Origin of the sequence: Rhodococcus sp. HNM0563, from assembly GCF_012726195.1 — a bacterium.
In the GTDB taxonomy this organism is placed as follows: domain Bacteria; phylum Actinomycetota; class Actinomycetes; order Mycobacteriales; family Mycobacteriaceae; genus Rhodococcus.
On record NZ_JAASAF010000005.1, the window covers coordinates 107,228 to 123,062 of the forward strand.

The 15,835-nt window shown below is 65.9% G+C and carries 17 protein-coding genes and 2 tRNA genes; 12 read left to right on the forward strand and 7 right to left on the reverse strand.

The annotated features are described in order from the left end of the window. Position 1: 1 nt before the first annotated feature. Together HCA61_RS12705 and HCA61_RS12710 are read left to right on the forward strand one after the other, a co-directional pair. The gene (locus HCA61_RS12705) at positions 2 to 436 is read left to right on the forward strand and encodes a thioesterase family protein (protein WP_247274259.1); all 435 of its coding nucleotides are present in this window, start codon (positions 2 to 4) and stop codon (positions 434 to 436) included. After that, positions 429 to 1,124: a hypothetical protein gene (locus HCA61_RS12710; protein ID WP_169688559.1), complete on the forward strand. Its 696-nt coding sequence runs from the start codon at positions 429 to 431 to the stop codon at positions 1,122 to 1,124. The genes HCA61_RS12705 and HCA61_RS12710 overlap by 8 nt, the downstream gene beginning before the upstream one ends. A gap of 28 nt (positions 1,125 to 1,152) precedes the next feature. On the opposite strand, the gene HCA61_RS12715 is transcribed toward HCA61_RS12710, so the two are convergent. Then, the gene (locus tag HCA61_RS12715) at positions 1,153 to 1,545 is read right to left on the reverse strand and encodes a globin (RefSeq protein WP_169688560.1); all 393 of its coding nucleotides are present in this window, start codon (positions 1,543 to 1,545) and stop codon (positions 1,153 to 1,155) included. A 189-nt stretch (positions 1,546 to 1,734) separates the two neighbouring features. Between HCA61_RS12715 and HCA61_RS12720 the strand changes: the two genes are divergently transcribed. The 3 genes from HCA61_RS12720 to HCA61_RS12730 all read left to right on the forward strand — a co-directional run bounded on the left by HCA61_RS12720 (position 1,735) and on the right by HCA61_RS12730 (position 3,172). Then, positions 1,735 to 2,361 carry an HNH endonuclease gene (locus tag HCA61_RS12720; protein WP_169688561.1) on the forward strand — a complete coding sequence of 209 codons (627 nt, stop codon included), beginning with the start codon at positions 1,735 to 1,737 and terminating at the stop codon, positions 2,359 to 2,361. Between the two features lie 87 nt (positions 2,362 to 2,448). Continuing rightward, positions 2,449 to 2,715, forward strand: a complete 267-nt coding sequence (locus HCA61_RS12725; protein WP_169688562.1) for a hypothetical protein — start codon at positions 2,449 to 2,451, stop codon at positions 2,713 to 2,715. Then, positions 2,702 to 3,172: a DUF5130 family protein gene (locus HCA61_RS12730; RefSeq protein ID WP_169688563.1), complete on the forward strand. Its 471-nt coding sequence runs from the start codon at positions 2,702 to 2,704 to the stop codon at positions 3,170 to 3,172. The genes HCA61_RS12725 and HCA61_RS12730 overlap by 14 nt, the downstream gene beginning before the upstream one ends. Positions 3,173 to 3,247: 75 nt before the next feature. On the opposite strand, the gene pepN is transcribed toward HCA61_RS12730, so the two are convergent. Both pepN and HCA61_RS12740 read right to left on the reverse strand, forming a co-directional pair. Next, positions 3,248 to 5,830, reverse strand: coding sequence for an aminopeptidase N (gene pepN, locus HCA61_RS12735; protein ID WP_169688564.1), 2,583 nt, complete (start codon positions 5,828 to 5,830; stop codon positions 3,248 to 3,250). Between the two features lie 63 nt (positions 5,831 to 5,893). Further along, positions 5,894 to 7,135: an FAD-dependent oxidoreductase gene (locus HCA61_RS12740; protein WP_169688565.1), complete on the reverse strand. Its 1,242-nt coding sequence runs from the start codon at positions 7,133 to 7,135 to the stop codon at positions 5,894 to 5,896. Between the two features lie 178 nt (positions 7,136 to 7,313). Here HCA61_RS12740 and HCA61_RS12745 point away from each other — a divergent pair, with 178 nt between their 5' ends. After that, positions 7,314 to 7,943, forward strand: a complete 630-nt coding sequence (locus HCA61_RS12745) for a DsbA family protein (RefSeq protein ID WP_240959250.1) — start codon at positions 7,314 to 7,316, stop codon at positions 7,941 to 7,943. An 83-nt stretch (positions 7,944 to 8,026) separates the two neighbouring features. Here HCA61_RS12745 and HCA61_RS12750 read toward each other — a convergent pair whose 3' ends face one another. Beyond that, positions 8,027 to 8,968 (reverse strand): iron-siderophore ABC transporter substrate-binding protein, encoded by a 942-nt coding sequence (locus tag HCA61_RS12750; protein WP_206040016.1) that lies wholly within the window; start codon positions 8,966 to 8,968, stop codon positions 8,027 to 8,029. A gap of 90 nt (positions 8,969 to 9,058) precedes the next feature. On the opposite strand from HCA61_RS12750, the gene HCA61_RS12755 reads away from it, so the two are divergent. Both HCA61_RS12755 and HCA61_RS12760 read left to right on the forward strand, forming a co-directional pair. Beyond that, complete coding sequence (locus HCA61_RS12755; protein WP_169688567.1) at positions 9,059 to 9,535, forward strand: ribose-5-phosphate isomerase; 477 nt, start codon at positions 9,059 to 9,061, stop codon at positions 9,533 to 9,535. Positions 9,536 to 9,538: 3 nt separating this feature from the next. Next, positions 9,539 to 10,336: an Fpg/Nei family DNA glycosylase gene (locus tag HCA61_RS12760; RefSeq protein WP_169688568.1), complete on the forward strand. Its 798-nt coding sequence runs from the start codon at positions 9,539 to 9,541 to the stop codon at positions 10,334 to 10,336. Positions 10,337 to 10,352: 16 nt separating this feature from the next. On the opposite strand, the gene HCA61_RS12765 is transcribed toward HCA61_RS12760, so the two are convergent. The 3 genes from HCA61_RS12765 to HCA61_RS12775 form a co-directional block, all read right to left on the reverse strand. Continuing rightward, positions 10,353 to 11,132, reverse strand: a complete 780-nt coding sequence (locus HCA61_RS12765) for a DUF1542 domain-containing protein (RefSeq protein ID WP_169688569.1) — start codon at positions 11,130 to 11,132, stop codon at positions 10,353 to 10,355. A gap of 53 nt (positions 11,133 to 11,185) precedes the next feature. After that, positions 11,186 to 12,352 (reverse strand): WS/DGAT domain-containing protein, encoded by a 1,167-nt coding sequence (locus HCA61_RS26830; protein WP_169688570.1) that lies wholly within the window; start codon positions 12,350 to 12,352, stop codon positions 11,186 to 11,188. A 136-nt stretch (positions 12,353 to 12,488) separates the two neighbouring features. After that, a tRNA-Gly gene (locus HCA61_RS12775) sits at positions 12,489 to 12,562 on the reverse strand. 163 nt (positions 12,563 to 12,725) lie between these two features. Between HCA61_RS12775 and HCA61_RS12780 the strand changes: the two genes are divergently transcribed. The 4 genes from HCA61_RS12780 (at position 12,726) to HCA61_RS12795 (ending at position 15,708) form a co-directional block, all read left to right on the forward strand. Beyond that, positions 12,726 to 12,802, forward strand: a tRNA-Pro gene (locus HCA61_RS12780). A 68-nt stretch (positions 12,803 to 12,870) separates the two neighbouring features. After that, positions 12,871 to 14,259, forward strand: a complete 1,389-nt coding sequence (gene tig / locus HCA61_RS12785) for a trigger factor (protein WP_169688571.1) — start codon at positions 12,871 to 12,873, stop codon at positions 14,257 to 14,259. Between the two features lie 110 nt (positions 14,260 to 14,369). Next, entirely contained in the window at positions 14,370 to 14,996 is a 627-nt protein-coding gene (locus tag HCA61_RS12790) for an ATP-dependent Clp protease proteolytic subunit (protein WP_169688572.1), read from the forward strand. A 49-nt stretch (positions 14,997 to 15,045) separates the two neighbouring features. Next, on the forward strand, positions 15,046 to 15,708 hold the full coding sequence (locus HCA61_RS12795; RefSeq protein ID WP_054716287.1) for an ATP-dependent Clp protease proteolytic subunit: 663 nt from the start codon (positions 15,046 to 15,048) through the stop codon (positions 15,706 to 15,708). Positions 15,709 to 15,835: the final 127 nt, after the last annotated feature.

Genomic DNA, 15,835 nt, shown 5'->3' on the forward strand with positions numbered 1-15,835 from the left:
CGTGAGTGATGCGCGCCAGCAGTTCGGATTCCATACGGAAGTGACCGTGCGATGGTCCGACATGGACGTCTTCCAGCACATCAACCACGCGCGGATGGTGACTCTGCTCGAAGAAGCCCGCATACCGTGGCTCTTCGCCGACGGGCGACCCACCCAGAGTCTCCGCGAGGGCGCCGTGATCGCCGACCTCCACGTCCGCTATCGCAGACAGCTGCGACACGACGACGGCCCCCTCGACGTCATGATGTGGACCGAAAAGGTGCGCGCCGTCGACTTCACGATCGGTTACGAGGTTCGGCCCGGCGGTGCGCCCGCCGACGCGGCACCCTCGATCGTCGCGTCCACCCAGATCGCCGCATTCGACATCGACGCGCAGAAACTCCGTCGGCTCACCGACGAGGAACGCGCCTACCTGCTGCGGTGGCAGCGTGACTGACCTCACGCCGAGTTTCGGGGAGCGGGCGGTCGCACTGGCCGGAGAGAGCGACCGCACCGATCTCGCCGCCTTCCTCACCCGCGCACTGCGTCTCGACGAGGCCGCGGTCGTGAGGCTGCGGCGTCGCGGTGATGACGTGCTCAGCGCGTGGATCATGACGGGATTCGATGTGCTCGCGGCTCGGATCGTGAGAGGAACCGTCCACCCCGCAGACCTCTGCGTCGCCGCCGATTCGCTGCGCACCGCGCTCACCGCGTCGCTGGGAACTGCGAAGGCGATCGATCCGGGATGGGCGATGGACTCGGCATGGCGCGGGGCGCTGCCGCCGGACGAGGGATTTGCACACGTCGATGATGTTCCGGCCAGGGTTCTCGTCGAACTGGCCCAGCAAGGCGTCGCACTGACACGCGACGCGGGAGCGCAGGGGCCGCCCGCGTCGCTGCTCGCACAGGAGGTGCTCGAGGTCAGCGGCGGCGAGACCGTCGTCGGCGTGCCCATGCGGATGGTGTTCGCGCTCGGTGCGATGGGGTTCGTGCCCACCACCGGCCGTGACTCGATGGCCGCTGACGACATTGCCGCCGACGAGGTCGTACGGGTGCGGGCGTCGAACACCTGGATCCGCCTCGACGCCCGATACGGATCCGTCTACCTGCGCAGAAGTGGAGGTCTCGGTCTGACCGTTCTCTGACGAACGTCCGGATCGAGACCTGGACCGATCACACCGGCGAGTTCATCAATGAATCCGCCGCCATATCGATGTAGTCGACAAGTTGACGACGATGCGCGGAGTCGAGTGTCCGATCGTCGATCGATGCGATCGCGGTGTGCATGCATCGCAACCAGGCGTCGCGCTCGAGGGGGCCGATCTTGAACGGATGATGGCGCATCCGCAGTCGCGGGTGACCGCGCTCGTCCGAATAAGTGCGTGGACCACCCCAGTACTGTTCGAGGAACATCCGCATGCGGCGCTCCGCCGGGCCGAGATCCTCCTCGGGGTAGAGGGGCCGGACGATCTCGTCCTTAGCCACCTCTTCGTAGAAGCGCGCGACGATCCTGCGGAACGTGTCGGCGCCGCCGATTTCGTCGTAGAAGGTCTGCTGGTCGGTCATCGTCTTCTGCTTACCTCCCTCTCACCGGCCATTGTGCCCGTACGGGCACGAGCGCGCCCGTACGGGGTCGCGTACCTCGCCGTATCCATGACACAGGATGTTCATCGGACAGTCCTTGATTCGTCCGCGGAAATCGGGTGCGATTCGGAGGTATCCGTGGTGCACTGTTTCCAGTCTTCCGGAGGTCGTATGAAGCACGGCAGCACAGCACATCGACAACTCCCGCCCGCGGACGTCCCGATCGGGGCGCCGGGGGCCACCACCTTGCGCGTGGTACGCGATGACGTCGGTCTTCCCGATTGGGTGAAACTTCGGGTGTTGCTGCTCAATGCCACCTACGAGCCGCTCACCGCACTGCCCGCACGACGCGCTGTTGTTCTCATGGCCGGCGGTAAGGCCGACACCGTGCACGACGACCCGCTTGCACCGATGGTCCGATCGGCCGAATGGTCGGTGCAGTTGCCGTCGGTGATCCGGTTGCGCACCTACGTCCGGGTTCCCTATCACGCTCGGGTACCTATGACCCGGGCCGCTCTCATGCACCGCGACGGCAATCGCTGCGCGTACTGCGGATCCAAGGCCGAGACCATCGATCATGTCGTTCCCCGCAGTCGCGGTGGTGCGCACGCCTGGGAGAACTGCGTGGCATGCTGTGCGCCCTGCAACCACAAGAAGGCCGACAAACTACTCAGCGAACTCGGATGGACGTTGCGTGCGTCGCTGGTTCCGCCGAAAGGCAGGCACTGGCGACTGCTGGCCACGCTGCAGGACCTGCATCCGACCTGGCTTCCATACCTGGGCGAGGGTGCCGCCTGACCGGCGAGTCCTGGCAATTGCGCTCTCGTCGGGACCAAATCCGGGGCATGTGAGGTCTTTCGCAGCCACCTGGGATACCTTCTCCGTGTGAGCATTCTCGAGACAACGCTGATATTCGTCGGCATCCCGCTGCTGATCGTTCTGGTCTTCGGGGCTATCTCCTGGACCGCGCCTCGCAAGCCCGGCCCGGCCGCGTCCGACCACCCCTACAAGCTCGGCGACGAATGGAACCACAGTGCACTGCTGTGGACCGCCGCCGACGAGGTGACCGAGCACGGTCGTCACGCGCATCACGGACACGTGGCCGGTGCACCGGCAGAGCTGATCGGAGGTACCGCAAGTGGCAAGTGGTGACGTGATTCATGCCCCGGCGCGCAGCGACGCGCCGCTGCCGCACGCTGCGGCTCTGACCTCGAGCGGCCGAATCTCCGAAGCTCGTGCCGACGGCATCGAGTTCGCAGGCCCGCCGTTCGCGGACGACGAGATGGTCGCTCTCGACGACACGCTCACGTCTGCGATCCGCGCCACCGGTGTGCGCTTCAACGTATACGTTGCCGATGCCTCGGACCCGGCTGCGGCGACCGACACGATCTTCCCGTCGACGCCCGAAGCCGAGAACTCGGTGCTCATCGCGGTGTACCCGAATCAGAAGGCTGTCGAGGTCCGTAGCGGACGCGATGCCGCTCAGGTCACCGACCGGATCGCTCAGCTCGGCGTAACCGCAGCGGTCGGGCCGTTCGGTCAGGGACAGCTCATCGACGGCATCATCAGCGCCGTTCGCGTGATCGCCAACGCGATCATCGCCCCGTAGGACCCGCTTCGGCCCGATGTCACCTTCGGTCACTTCGAGTGACCGAAGGTGACATCGGGCCGTATGCGTTCTACGTCAGGACGCGTCGAACGCCTGTGCCCGCAGCGACCGCACGATCCCGGCGCGCCCCTCGGTGATCAATCGGCGCAGCGCAGGAGGACGATCACCGGCAAGGAATTCGTCGGCCGCAGCGACCGAGGCCTCACTGATCGACCAGGACGGATACAGGCCCACGACGACGGTCTGCGCGACCTCACTGGACCGGCGCTCCCACACATCGGGCACCTCCGCGAAATACCGCTCCACGTAGGCCTCGAGCAGCTCCGACTGACCGGCAGGCGCGAAACCGCCGATGATCGAACGAGCAGTGATGTTCGGAACGGTGTCGTCGCCGACCACCGTCCGCCAAACCTGGGCTTTGACCTCTTCCTGCGGACGAGCCGCGCGTGCCGCCGCTGCCTGCCGGGCACCGGCCGCAGTCGGGTCGCGCTCGGCTTCCGCATCGATGAACGGCGACTCCACTCCCTCTGCGTCGACTTCACCTGCGGCTGCGAGCGCCTGCACGAGACGCCACCGCAAATCGGTGTCGACAACCAGGCCGGGCAGTCCGACCTTCGCCGGATCACCGCCGAGCAACTCTTCGAAGACTTCGGTGTGCCACGGTGAGAGCCGAGCTGTGGACAGTGCGTTGACGAAGGCGAGCTGATGGTCCGACCCCGGCTCCGCTTCACGTGCCAGCTCGAGTAGCCGGTTCGCGTAGTCGCTCCAACCCGAGGCGTCGGCCCATGTGGGGTCGGCGTAGCTGCCGACCGCCGTGTGCGCCTGCATCAACAGACGTTGCACGACGCCCACCTCGGTCTCCGCGGCGATACCGCGCTGCACCAGTGCAACGAAATCGCGCGCTTTGAGTTCGGCCTGCCGGGTCATCTCCCACGCCGCCGACCACACCAGCGTGCGTGGCAGCGGCTCGGCGATGTCGCCGACGCGGTCGATCACCGTAGCGAGCGACTCGTCGTCGAGCCGGACCGAGCAGTAGGTCAGATCGTCGTCGTTGACGAGCACGAATTTGCCGCGACCTACGCCGACGAGCTCGGGGATGTCGGTGCTTGCGGCGGCGTCGACATCGACCTCGACGCGGTGCGTGCGCACGAGAGCGCCCGAACCGTCGTCGTCGTAGACACCGATGGCGAGCCGATGCACGCGGAACTCACCGGCTCCTGGCTGCGCGCCCTCCTGCACGACGGCGAAACGCGTGAACTTGCCGTCGGCGTCGAGCTCGAAGTCGGGGCGCAGAATGTTCAGACCTGTCGTCTTGAGCCACTGGGCACCCCACCCCGACAGGTCCCGGCCGGAAGACTTCTCCAGCGCGGCCAGCAGATCGTCGAAGGTTGCGTTGCCGAAGGCGTGGTCGCGGAAGTATGCGCGCAGGCCTTCGAGGAACGGTTCCTGCCCGACGTAGGCGACGAGCTGCTTGAGCACCGAGGCGCCCTTCGCATAGGTGATGCCGTCGAAGTTGACCTCGACGGCGGCGAGGTCGGGGATGTCCGCGGCGATCGGGTGGGTGGACGGCAGCTGATCCTGCCGATACGCCCATGACTTCTCGACGTTGGCGAACGTCGTCCACGCGTTGGTGTACTCGGTGGCCGAGGCCTGCGAGAGGACGGATGCGAACGTCGCGAAGGACTCGTTGAGCCACAGGTCGTCCCACCAGCGCATGGTGACCAGATCGCCGAACCACATGTGTGCCATCTCGTGCAGGATGGTTTCGGCGCGTCGCTCGTAGGAATAGCGGGTGACCTTGGAACGGAAGACGTAGTCCTCGAGGAACGTCACAGCGCCGGCGTTCTCCATTGCGCCGGCATTGAACTCCGGCACGAACAGCTGGTCGTACTTGCCGAAGGCGTACGGCATGCCGAAGTTCTCGTGATAGAAGCCGAAGCCCTGTTTGGTTTCCGTGAACAGGCGCTCAGCGTCCATGAACTCGGCCAGGGACGCGCGGCAGTAGAGGCCGAGAGGGATCGTGCCGTGCTCGTCGGTGTAGGTGTCGGTCCACTCGGCGTACGGGCCCGCGATGAGCGCGACGAGGTAGGTGCTCATCCGCGGCGTGGTGCGGAAGTGGTGCTGACCGGGCGTCGCCGCGGTGGTCTGCACGGTCTCCGAGTTCGAGATCACCTTCCAGTCGACGGGCGCGGTCACGGACAGAGTGAAGGTGGCCTTCAGATCGGGCTGGTCGAAACACGCGAACATCCGCTTGGCGTCGGCCGTCTCGAACTGCGAGTACAGGTACACCGCGTCGTCGGTCGGGTCAACGAACCGATGTAGACCCTCGCCGGTGTTCGTGTACAGGCAGTCTGCGTCGACCACGAGTTCGTTGCGCGCGGCGAGTCCGGACAGCGCGATGCCGGTGTCCTCGCTGTATCCGGACACGTCCACGGGGGAGCCGTTGAGTGTTGCCGAATGCACGGTCTGCGCGATCAGATCGATGAAGGTGGACGCACCCTCGGTCGCATCGAACGTCACCGTGGTGACGGAGCGGAATGTGGTGGCTCCCGGCCCTCCGGACCCATCGGTGAGGTCGAGGACGACGGTGTAGTTGTCGACGCGCAGGACCGCTGCCCGCTCGGCGGCCTGCTCACGGGTCAGGTTCGGTGGTGCCACAGAAGAACTCCTTCTCACGACGGGATGTCGGTCGGGATCCATCCCATCATGGTGGGGCCGTGTTCAGGTGGCGACGTCCGCCAACGGCACGTTCGCGTCGGCAAGACGAACGGCGTCGACGCGCGAACCCGACGAGATGAGCGTGCGGATGTCGTCGCCCGCGTCCCAGACGTTCACGTTCATGCCTGCCCTCACCGTGTTGTCGTCGTCGAGCCAGAACGCGAGGAATTCGTGTTTTGCTACGTCTCCTCGCGTGACCACGTGTGCGTCGGACGGGGCGAGCCCGACGTACTCCATCCCGAGGTCGTACTGGTCGGTGAAGAAGTAGGGCAGCCTGTCGTAGGAGGCGTCGATTCCGAGCATCGTGGCCGCGGCCACCGCAGGCTGATTGAGAGCGTTGGCCCAGTGCTCCACCCGGACACGGCACCCGAGTCCGGGATGCTCGGCCGCCGCGATGTCGCCGACCGCAACGATGTCGGGATCGCTGGTGGCCAGTGATGCGTCGACGAGCACTCCGGTGTCGACCTCGAGACCGGCGTCCCGGGCGAGTTCGACATTCGGTGCGGCGCCGACAGCGACGAGCACAGCGTCGGCGTGCACCGGAGTGCCGTCAGCGAGAACGACGCCGGCAGCGCGCCCGCCCGCGACGGCGATCTCGGATACGGACGTCCCGAGCCGCAGGTCCACACCGTGCGACCGGTGCAACTCGGCGAACACCGCACCCATCTCGGGGCCGAGCGCCGCATACAGGGGAGTCTGCGCCGATTCGATCACCGTTACTTCGGCGCCGCGGCCCCGCGAGCCCGCCGCGATCTCGAGGCCGATCCAACCGGCCCCGATGATCGCCAGGCGAGCGGCAGGGCCGTTGTCGCGGCGGATCGCGGCGAGAAGTTCGTCGGCTTCCCCGACGGTGCGTAGGACGTGAACTCCCGGCGCATCGGCGCCGGGCAGGGGGAGACGCCGGGATCGTGATCCGGTCGCGAGTGCCAGCTTGTCGTAGTGGACGGTCGAGCCGTCCGGCAACGAAACCGTGTGCGCGGCGGGATCGATCGCGGTGACCGTCGTCCCGAGACGAAGGTCGACACGATGGTCCCGGTACCAGTCGCCGCGCTGCACAGTGAAGTCGAGAAGTCGCTTGGCGCCGGCGAAATACTCCTTCGACAGCGGCGGTCGCTCGTACGGCAGATGCTCTTCGGCGCCGATCAGTACGACCTGCCCCGGAAAATCGCGTGCACGCAGTTCCTCCGCCACCTTTGCACCGGCGAGTCCGGCACCGACGATCACGAAGGTCTTCTCACCAGACATCGCATGACCTCTCGTTCGCTTGTCCGTACGCGATGGCGCTTACTCGCCCGATGCGCTACGTCCCGGTCTTCGTGTCCGACGGTACGGGGACCGCGCGTTGCTGCGGCGAAGATCGGGAAGAATGCCCCGCTGGACTGTGTTGCACTCCGTGCAACCCGACCCGTGTGAGGAGACCGTCTTGAGCAACCAGACAACCGGTGCCGCCGGTAAGGACACCGCCGACTTCTGGTTCGACCCGCTTTGCCCGTGGTGCTGGATCACCTCGCGGTGGATTCTCGAAGTAACCAAGGTCCGCGATATCGAAGCACGCTTCCATGTCATGAGCCTCGCCGTCCTCAACGAAGGCCGTGAGCTGCCCGACGCCTACGCCGAGATGATGAAGACGGCGTGGGGGCCGGTGCGTGTGGCGATCGCCGCATCCCAGAAGTATGGCGACGAGATTCTCGAGAGTCTCTACACCGCGATGGGCACCCGCATCCACAATGAGGGAAACAAGGACTTCACCGACGTCATCGCCGGTGCCCTTGCAGAGCTCGACCTCGACCCCGTCCTCGCCCAGGCCGCCGACAGTCAGGACTATGACGAGGCGCTACGCGCAAGTCACGCGGCGGGGATGGACGCAGTGGGCCCGGACGTGGGCACCCCCACGATCCACGTCAACGGTGTTGCGTTCTTCGGGCCGGTGCTGTCGAAGATCCCGCGTGGTGAAGACGCGGGCAAGGTGTGGGATGGGGTCGTTGCGCTCGCTTCGTACCCGCACTTCTTCGAACTCAAGCGCAGCCGCGACGAGGATCCGGCCTTCGACTGACGGGCCTTCGACTGACGAGGCGCGCTCGAAAAGGTGTCCTCCAGCTCAGGCGGAGGTGGAGGACACCTTTCTGCGGAGGTTTGTCAGCCCAGGGTCTTCTCGAGGTCGTCGAGGATGGTGTTCGCACCGACAACGCCGATGCCGACCATCCAGGTCTCGTCCTCGAACTCGTGGACGTTTCCTGCTGCGACACCGGGCTGTGCGCCCCACAGCCCGGTCACCGCTGCCATCGTGGTTGCTGCCGGATCGCCTCCGGGGTTGGTGAAGAAGACCACCTCGCCGTCGATCTCGGTGTAGTTCTCGGGGCTGAGTTCGAGCATCGAGTACTCGTTCCAGGCGCGGTCCGCGCCGAGATCGTAGCCGACCTGGGTGAGGATCGTGCCGGAGAAGGTGTCGGGACCGTACAGACGGAAGTTGTCCGGCCGGAACCGCACCATCGAGGCGGTCTGTCCTTCGGCACCGATCTCGTCACCGATCTGTGCGGCGCGTTCCTCGACCCCGGTGAGCAACGTTTCCATCTGATCCGTCTCGCCCACTGCGGCGGCGGTGATGCGCGCCTGCTCCTCCCAGTCGGTTCCCGAGTTCACGGAGAAGACCGTCGGCGCGATCGCCGAGAGCTGCTCGTAGAGCGCCTCGTGTCGTACCTGCGCGCCGATGATGAGATCGGGGTTCAGGCTTGCGATGGCCTCGAGGTCGGGCTCCATCGTCGGGCCGACGATCTCGGTGTCCTCGAGATCTTCGGCGAGGTACGCGGGGACACCGGTCGCGGCACCGGATTCGGTGGCACCGACCGGCGTGATCCCCAGCGCAACGAGGGCGTCGAGGTGCGGAGAGTCGATGACGACGATCCGTTCCGGCGTGCCCTCGATCGTGGTCTCGCCCATGGCGTGCTCGACGGTGTAGGACTCGGCAGAGGCAGTCGTGTCGTCGGACGAACTCGTGCCACACGCCGACAGGAGAAGTGCGGTGACGGCGGCGGCCGCGCCGAGGATGAGGCGTGCCGATCGGCTTTGTGTTGTGAACATTCGCTCAATCTAGCGGGTTAGGTGAGGTAACCCTATGTGAAGGGGTGGCGTGATTCCGTGCTCCTCGCAGTGCTTGTCTAGACTCTGTTCATGCGCGTTTACCTGGGAGCCGACCATGCCGGTTTCGAACGGAAGAATCAGATCATCGAGCACCTGACGGCGAACGGTCACGAAGCCGTCGATTGCGGTGCCTTCGAATACGACGCACTCGACGACTACCCGGCGTTCTGCATCGAGGCCGCGCGCCGCACGGTTGCGGACCCGGGCAGCCTCGGCCTCGTCCTCGGCGGCAGCGGCAACGGCGAGCAGATCGCCGCGAACAAGGTTCCTGGTGCGCGCTGCGCGCTGGCCTGGAGCGTCGAGACGGCCAAACTTGCCCGTGAGCACAACAATGCCCAGCTGATCGGTATCGGCGGCCGGATGCACTCGCTCGAGGAGACACTCGCGATCGTCGATGCTTTCCTGTCGACGGAGTGGTCGAACGAGGAACGCCACCAGCGGCGCATCGATATTCTCGCGGCATACGAGAAGTCCGGCGACGCACCCGCAGTGCCGGGCGCGAACTGACCGGTGCCCGAAGGACACATCCTGCACCGGCTCGCCCGGTTGCACCACGAGTGGTACGCGGGTGCGCCGGTGCGGGTGTCCAGCCCCCAGGGGCGCTTCGCCGACGGCGCAGCCGCGGTGACCGGACGGGTCCTCACGCACGCCGACGCGTGGGGTAAGCACCTGTTCCATCACTACGAGGGCGCGCTGACCGTGCATGTGCACCTCGGAATCTATGGCGCGTTCACCGATTCCGAGCTCCCACTCGGCGAACCCACCGGGCAGGTCCGCATGCGGATGACCGGTTCGGGACACGGCAGTGATCTGCGCGGACCGGCCGCATGCGAGGTCCTCACCGAGGGCGAGGTCGACGCCATCGAAGCGCGCCTCGGCCCGGACCCGTTGCGTGCCGACGCCGATCCGGAGCAGGCGTGGGCGAGGATCAGCCGCTCCCGCAGCCCGATCGGGGGTCTGCTCATGGACCAAACGGTCATCGCCGGAATCGGCAATGTGTACCGCGCCGAAGTGTTGTTCCGGCACGGAATCCACCCCGAACGACCCGGTAGGAATCTCTCACGTGCCGAATTCGATGAGATCTGGGCCGATCTCGTCGAGTTGATGCAGGTGGGGATGGCGCGGGGCCGCATGCACGTCGTGCGTTCCGAACACGACCACGGCGCACCCGCATATGCGAAGGACCGGCCCCGCACCTATGTGTACCGGCGAGCGGGGGAGCCGTGCCGGGTGTGCAGCACGCCGGTGCTCCACAAGGTGATGGGAGCGCGGAACCTGTTCTGGTGCGAGGTCTGCCAACCGAAGTGAACGTGTGATCGGTAGGTCAGAACCCGTCGAACCCGAAGTCGCCGAATCCGCCGTCGCCGCCACCGACATCACCGATCCCGCCGTCGGAACCGCCTCCGTCGAAACCGCTGCCGTCGTCGCCGACGTGATCGCCCGCGACGCCGTCCGAACCGTCCGCCGCTCCACTCTCGAACTCCTGCGCACCGTACGGCACTCCCGCCATGCCCGTGAACAACGACGAGAACAGCAGCATCGACCCGACGCCCCACGCACCCGCGACGAGCGCAGGCTTCCACCACGGCTCGGAGTACCATCCCGCCGGAACCGGACGGCCCGCGACACGGCCACCCGGGTAGTAGTTCGGAGTGCGCGCTGACGGCGATGGTGACGCTGCCACCTGGCGGCCCTCGAACTCGACCTGCCGGTCCTCCGTCACGGCACCAGCAGACTTCTGGCCGTCCAGCGTGGGGATCTCGGGCCCGGGGTCCATGTCCATCGCGATGCGTGCGGCGCGAATGTAGTACAGACCCTCGAGCGCGGTCTGTTTCGCCAGGCGCGCTTGGACGGCGGACCGGGCCTGGTCGATCTGCGAACCGGCCGCTGTGTAGCGCTCGGCGGCGTCGGCGAGTGCCTGACGGGACGCGTCGTCGGTGCCGGTGAGGTTGTAGACCTGGCCTCCGAGCCGTTCGATGGCCTGTCGGGCCTCGGCTTTGGCGTCGTCGAGGTTGCCGGCGGCCTGGCGAGTGGTGGATTTCTGTGAGCGTGCCACGAAGTACACGACTACTGCCACAACGGCGAGGATCAGCAGGAGTTCCACGGTGAGTCCCTACGACGAGGTCTTCCGGTCTGCGCTCCAGCGTACCGATTCGGTCAGCTGTCGAGGACGGTCCGCAGACCCGTGCGCAGGCATTCGTCGAACACGGTGCGGTCGGGCACCGCGGCGGGGTCGACAGTGAGGCCGACACAACACATGTCCAGGTACGACATCAGGGTTGCGTTGATCGCAGACCCCAGGGTGCGGCCGAAACCGTAGTACCGCGCGATGCCGGCGCCCGCCACGAACAGGGGGGTCGCCGAACCGGGGACCGTGCAGGTCAGCACATCGTCGTGACCGAACATCCGCGTACTGGGAAGTGCGTTCGGGTCGTCGGGCATGCCCGCGGTCACACGGTCGATGCGCTGCATCAAGGCGACTGGTCCGTCCTCGATCTCGGTGCCGCCGAGGCTGACCTGAGCGGGTTCCTCGGATCCGGCGCCAGGGGTCGCGGCGAACGGATCGTCCGCGGGGGAGCCGTGCACGTGCCGATACGACGCGTATCCGAGCAACACAGCGGCTGCGACACCACTTTCGAGTCCGCAACCGGCGCGCTTCGCTGCGGCGTGCATCTCGCCGCGGGGGATGTCGAGGGTATGAAGTCGGTGCGGGCCGCTCGTCGGATAGGCATGGTGCGGGAGTGGTTGCGAAGCCGGTGCGACGATTGCTTTCACCAGGTCGGTGGTGCTGCCCACGAGAAGTTCGGTCGACGAGCGAATCGCTTCCGCAGTGTGTTCCGACATGCTGCGCAGCCACGTCCATACCGAGCCGTGGTGTTCGCGGCCGTTCTGCCCGGGTGCACCGTGTCCGCCCCGTTCGGGACGAACGATGCTGATCACGAGTGCAGCCTGGCCACCGGTCAGACCGTCCACGAGCGTGAGGCCCCAGCTCGCACGATGGCTCTCCATGGTCTCGGGGACGGTGGGCGTCAGCGCCAGCACGTCCGGAAAGCCGGCGGTGCCGGTCAGCGATATCCGGTCGAGGTGCCACGGTGTGTCGTCGTGATCAGCGCTGCGGCGGGTGACCTCGAGTCCGATGGGAACCTCGACCACCCGGTGCCGGAACGCCGCTGCTTCCAGATTCCCGGGCGCGAGCATCGCGGTGACACGATCCCATTCCGGCACGGCGTCGAGGAGCACTGCTGCGACGACGGACGACCGCGAGGCGGCGGCGGCCTCCGCCGCGCCGGACCTCATCGACGTGCGGTGGGGTGTCGCGCTCACACTGGCGACGCTCTCACAGCGGACGGGTGTTCGGTCTCGGATTCGAGTCGGCTTCGAGGGATCGAGTCGAAACGGTGATCCGGGCGGTGCAGAAACGAGAACCGCCCGAGATCTCGACGAGATCCGGGCGGTTCGCTGGAGGGGATGACGGGAATCGAACCCGCGTAGCCAGTTTGGAAGACTGGGGCTCTACCATTGAGCTACATCCCCGTGCCTGTGGCTTCGTCGGTGCTCACCGGGTAGTTTTCCGATGTTCTCCGGCGTTTGCCGCTTGCAGGATGAGACTGTACCGAACCCGGCTTTGGAATTCATAATCGGGGGGCCGTAGGATTCAGTCCGGCCCCCGGCGCCATGGCGGGAGCACTAGGTACGACGGGATGTGGCGCAGCTTGGTAGCGCATCCGCTTTGGGAGCGGAGGGTCGCAGGTTCGAATCCTGTCATCCCGACCAGATCGAACAGCGTCAGGGCGCTCAGTAGTGAGAACGAACGACCGACAAGAGCACGACAAGAAGGAGTCATGTCCGTGAAGAGCACCGTCGAGCAGCTGAGCCCGACGCGAGTCCGTATCAACGTTGAGGTGCCCTTCGAGGAGCTCCAGCCTGATTTCGACCGCGCCTTCAAGTCCCTCGCAGGTCAGGTGCGGATCCCCGGGTTCCGTCCCGGCAAGGCCCCGCGCAAGATTCTCGAGGCTCGCGTCGGTCGCGGTGCGGTGCTCGAGCAGGTCGTCAACGACGCGATCCAGTCGCGCTACTCCGAGGCAGTGACCACGAACGAAGTCAAGGCGATCGGTCAGCCGGAGATCGACATCACGAAGCTCGAGGACAACGTCGAACTCGTCTTCGCTGCGGAGGTCGACGTACGCCCCGAGGTCACCCTCCCCGACTTCTCCGAGATCGCGGTCACCGTCGATCCCGTCGAGATCTCCGACGAGGACATCGAAGAGCAGTTGCTGTCGCTGCGGCAGCGTTTCGGCACTCTGACCGGTGTCGAGCGCGCTGTGCAGGACGGCGACTTCGTCTCGATCGACCTGTCTGCCACTGTCGACGGCGAAGAGGTCACTGAGGCTGCCACCGAGGGGCTGTCCCACGAGGTCGGCTCCGGCCAGCTCATCGAGGGCCTCGACGAGGCCATCGTCGGTCTCGAGGCCGGCGGGTCGAAGGAGTTCACCTCCACGCTCGTCGCAGGTGAGTACGCGGGCAAGGAAGCCGTCGTCACCGTCAAGGTGAACACGGTCAAGGAGCGCGAACTTCCGGCTGAGGACGACGAGTTCGCCCAGCTCGCGAGCGAGTTCGACACCCTCGACGAACTGAAGGCAAACCTGCGTGAGCGTGTCGGCCGCGTCAAGCAGGTCGAGCAGGCAGGTCAGATCCGCGACAAGGTGCTCGAAGAACTCCTCGAGAAGGTCGAGGTGCCGCTGCCCGAGGCCGTCGTCCAGGCCGAGATCGACAGTGCACTGCACGACGCGATCCACGAGCTCGACCACGACGAGGCCGAGCTCGACAAGCTGCTCGAGGCCCAGGGTTCGAGCCGCGAAGAGTTCGACAAGGAAGCTCGCGAGTCCGCAGAGCGGTCCGTCAAGACCCAGCTGCTTCTCGATGCGATCGCCGAGTCGGAGAACACGACGGTCGAGCAGGAAGAGCTCACCGAGCGGATCTTCTTCCAGGCACAGCGCTACGGCATTCCGCCGGAGCAGTTCATCCAGCAGATCAGCCAGGCCAACCAGCTCGGCGCGATCTTCGCGGACGTTCGTCGCGGCAAGGCTCTCGGCACCGTCGTCGACCGTGTCGCGGTCACCGACACCACCGGCGCGACCGTCGACACCTCCGAGCTCTTCGGTGGCCCGAAGGCCGACTCGGATGAAGCTGCCGAGGACGCCGAGGCGGCCGAGGAGAAGGCATCCGAGTAATCGGATCTTTTCCGCTTTGAGCGAAGAAGGGCGGCACCGGGCATCCGGTGCCGCCCTGTTTCGTTACTGTCAATGACAGCAATCCACGATTGACGAGAAGGCAGGTACCCGTGACTCCTCAGAATCCGGCGACATCCATCGGCCCGACGATGACCTCGGCCACCGCTGGGCTGAACCTCAGCGACTCGGTGTACGAACGCCTGCTCCGCGAGCGCATCATCTTCCTCGGCACCCAGGTCGACGACGACATCGCCAACAAGCTCTGTGCACAGATCCTGTTGCTGTCGGCGGAAGACCCTACCCGCGACATCTCGCTGTACATCAACTCCCCGGGTGGTTCGGTCACCTCGGGTATGGCGATCTACGACACGATGAAGTTCGTGGAGTGCGATGTGGCGACCTTTGCGATGGGGCTGGCTGCGTCGATGGGGCAGTTCCTCCTCTCGGCAGGCACCAAGGGCAAGCGTTACGCTCTGCCGCACGCGCGGATCATGATGCACCAGCCGTCCGCCGGTATCGGTGGTACTGCCAGCGATATCGCCATCATGGCCGAGCAGTTCGCACACACCAAGCGTGAGATGGCCGAGCTGATCGCCGAGCACACCGGGCAGACCGTCGAGCAGATCACCCTCGACTCGGACCGCGACCGCTGGTTCACGGCACAGCAGGCACTCGAATACGGCTTCGTCGACCACGTCGTCGCGCGGGCCCAGCAGGCCGGCGGCACGTCGAGCTAGTCCCCGAGGCCCCGACCCGCTCCACGTCCCACACTTTCTTGGAGAAGCGATGACCAACATGTTCGATCCGCGCCAACTCGGCGGCCAGGCCCCGAATTCACCGGCGAGCCGTTACATCCTCCCGTCGTTCATCGAGCACTCGAGCTACGGCGTCAAGGAATCCAACCCGTACAACAAGCTCTTCGAAGAGCGCATCATCTTCCTGGGCGTTCAGGTCGACGACGCGTCCGCGAACGATGTCATGGCTCAGCTGCTCGTGCTCGAGTCGCTCGATCCCGACCGCGACATCACCATGTACATCAATTCACCCGGTGGTTCGTTCACGTCGCTGATGGCGATCTACGACACCATGCAGTACGTCCGCGCCGACATCACCACCGTGTGCCTCGGCCAGGCGGCCTCGGCGGCAGCTGTGCTGCTCGCGGCAGGTACCCCGGGTAAGCGCCTTGCGCTGCCGAACGCCCGCGTGCTCATCCACCAGCCGGCCACCGGCGGCATCCAGGGTCAGGTCTCGGACCTGGAGATCCAGGCCGCTGAGATCGAGCGTATGCGCCGCTTGATGGAGACGACGCTGGCCAAGCACACCGGTAAGGATCCCGAACAGATTCGCAAGGACACCGATCGGGACAAGATCCTCACCGCTGCCGAGGCGGTCGAGTACGGTCTGATCGACAACGTGCTCGAGTACCGCAAGTTGTCTGCTCAGGCATAGTCACGCCCGGCCCGGTCGAACCTCCGAGTGTGTTCGACCGGGCCGTTGTGCAGGGTGTGAGCTGCGCCGCTGTCGGCGCGCACAAATCTGACCGGAAACGCGGAGAACCTGTCGACCCGCGTACCGA

What these genes read in the sequence shown, in the direction of transcription:
- HCA61_RS12720 (WP_169688561.1), top strand. Translation starts at nt 1,735, where the DNA reads ATGAAGCACGGCAGCACAGCACATCGACAACTCCCGCCCGCGGACGTC.
- HCA61_RS12795 (WP_054716287.1), top strand. Translation starts at nt 15,046, where the DNA reads ATGACCAACATGTTCGATCCGCGCCAACTCGGCGGCCAGGCCCCGAAT.
- tig (WP_169688571.1), top strand. Translation starts at nt 12,871, where the DNA reads ATGTCCGTGAAGAGCACCGTCGAGCAGCTGAGCCCGACGCGAGTCCGT.
- HCA61_RS12715 (WP_169688560.1), bottom strand. Translation starts at nt 1,545, where the DNA reads ATGACCGACCAGCAGACCTTCTACGACGAAATCGGCGGCGCCGACACG.
- HCA61_RS12750 (WP_206040016.1), bottom strand. Translation starts at nt 8,968, where the DNA reads ATGTTCACAACACAAAGCCGATCGGCACGCCTCATCCTCGGCGCGGCC.
- HCA61_RS12740 (WP_169688565.1), bottom strand. Translation starts at nt 7,135, where the DNA reads ATGTCTGGTGAGAAGACCTTCGTGATCGTCGGTGCCGGACTCGCCGGT.
- HCA61_RS12755 (WP_169688567.1), top strand. Translation starts at nt 9,059, where the DNA reads ATGCGCGTTTACCTGGGAGCCGACCATGCCGGTTTCGAACGGAAGAAT.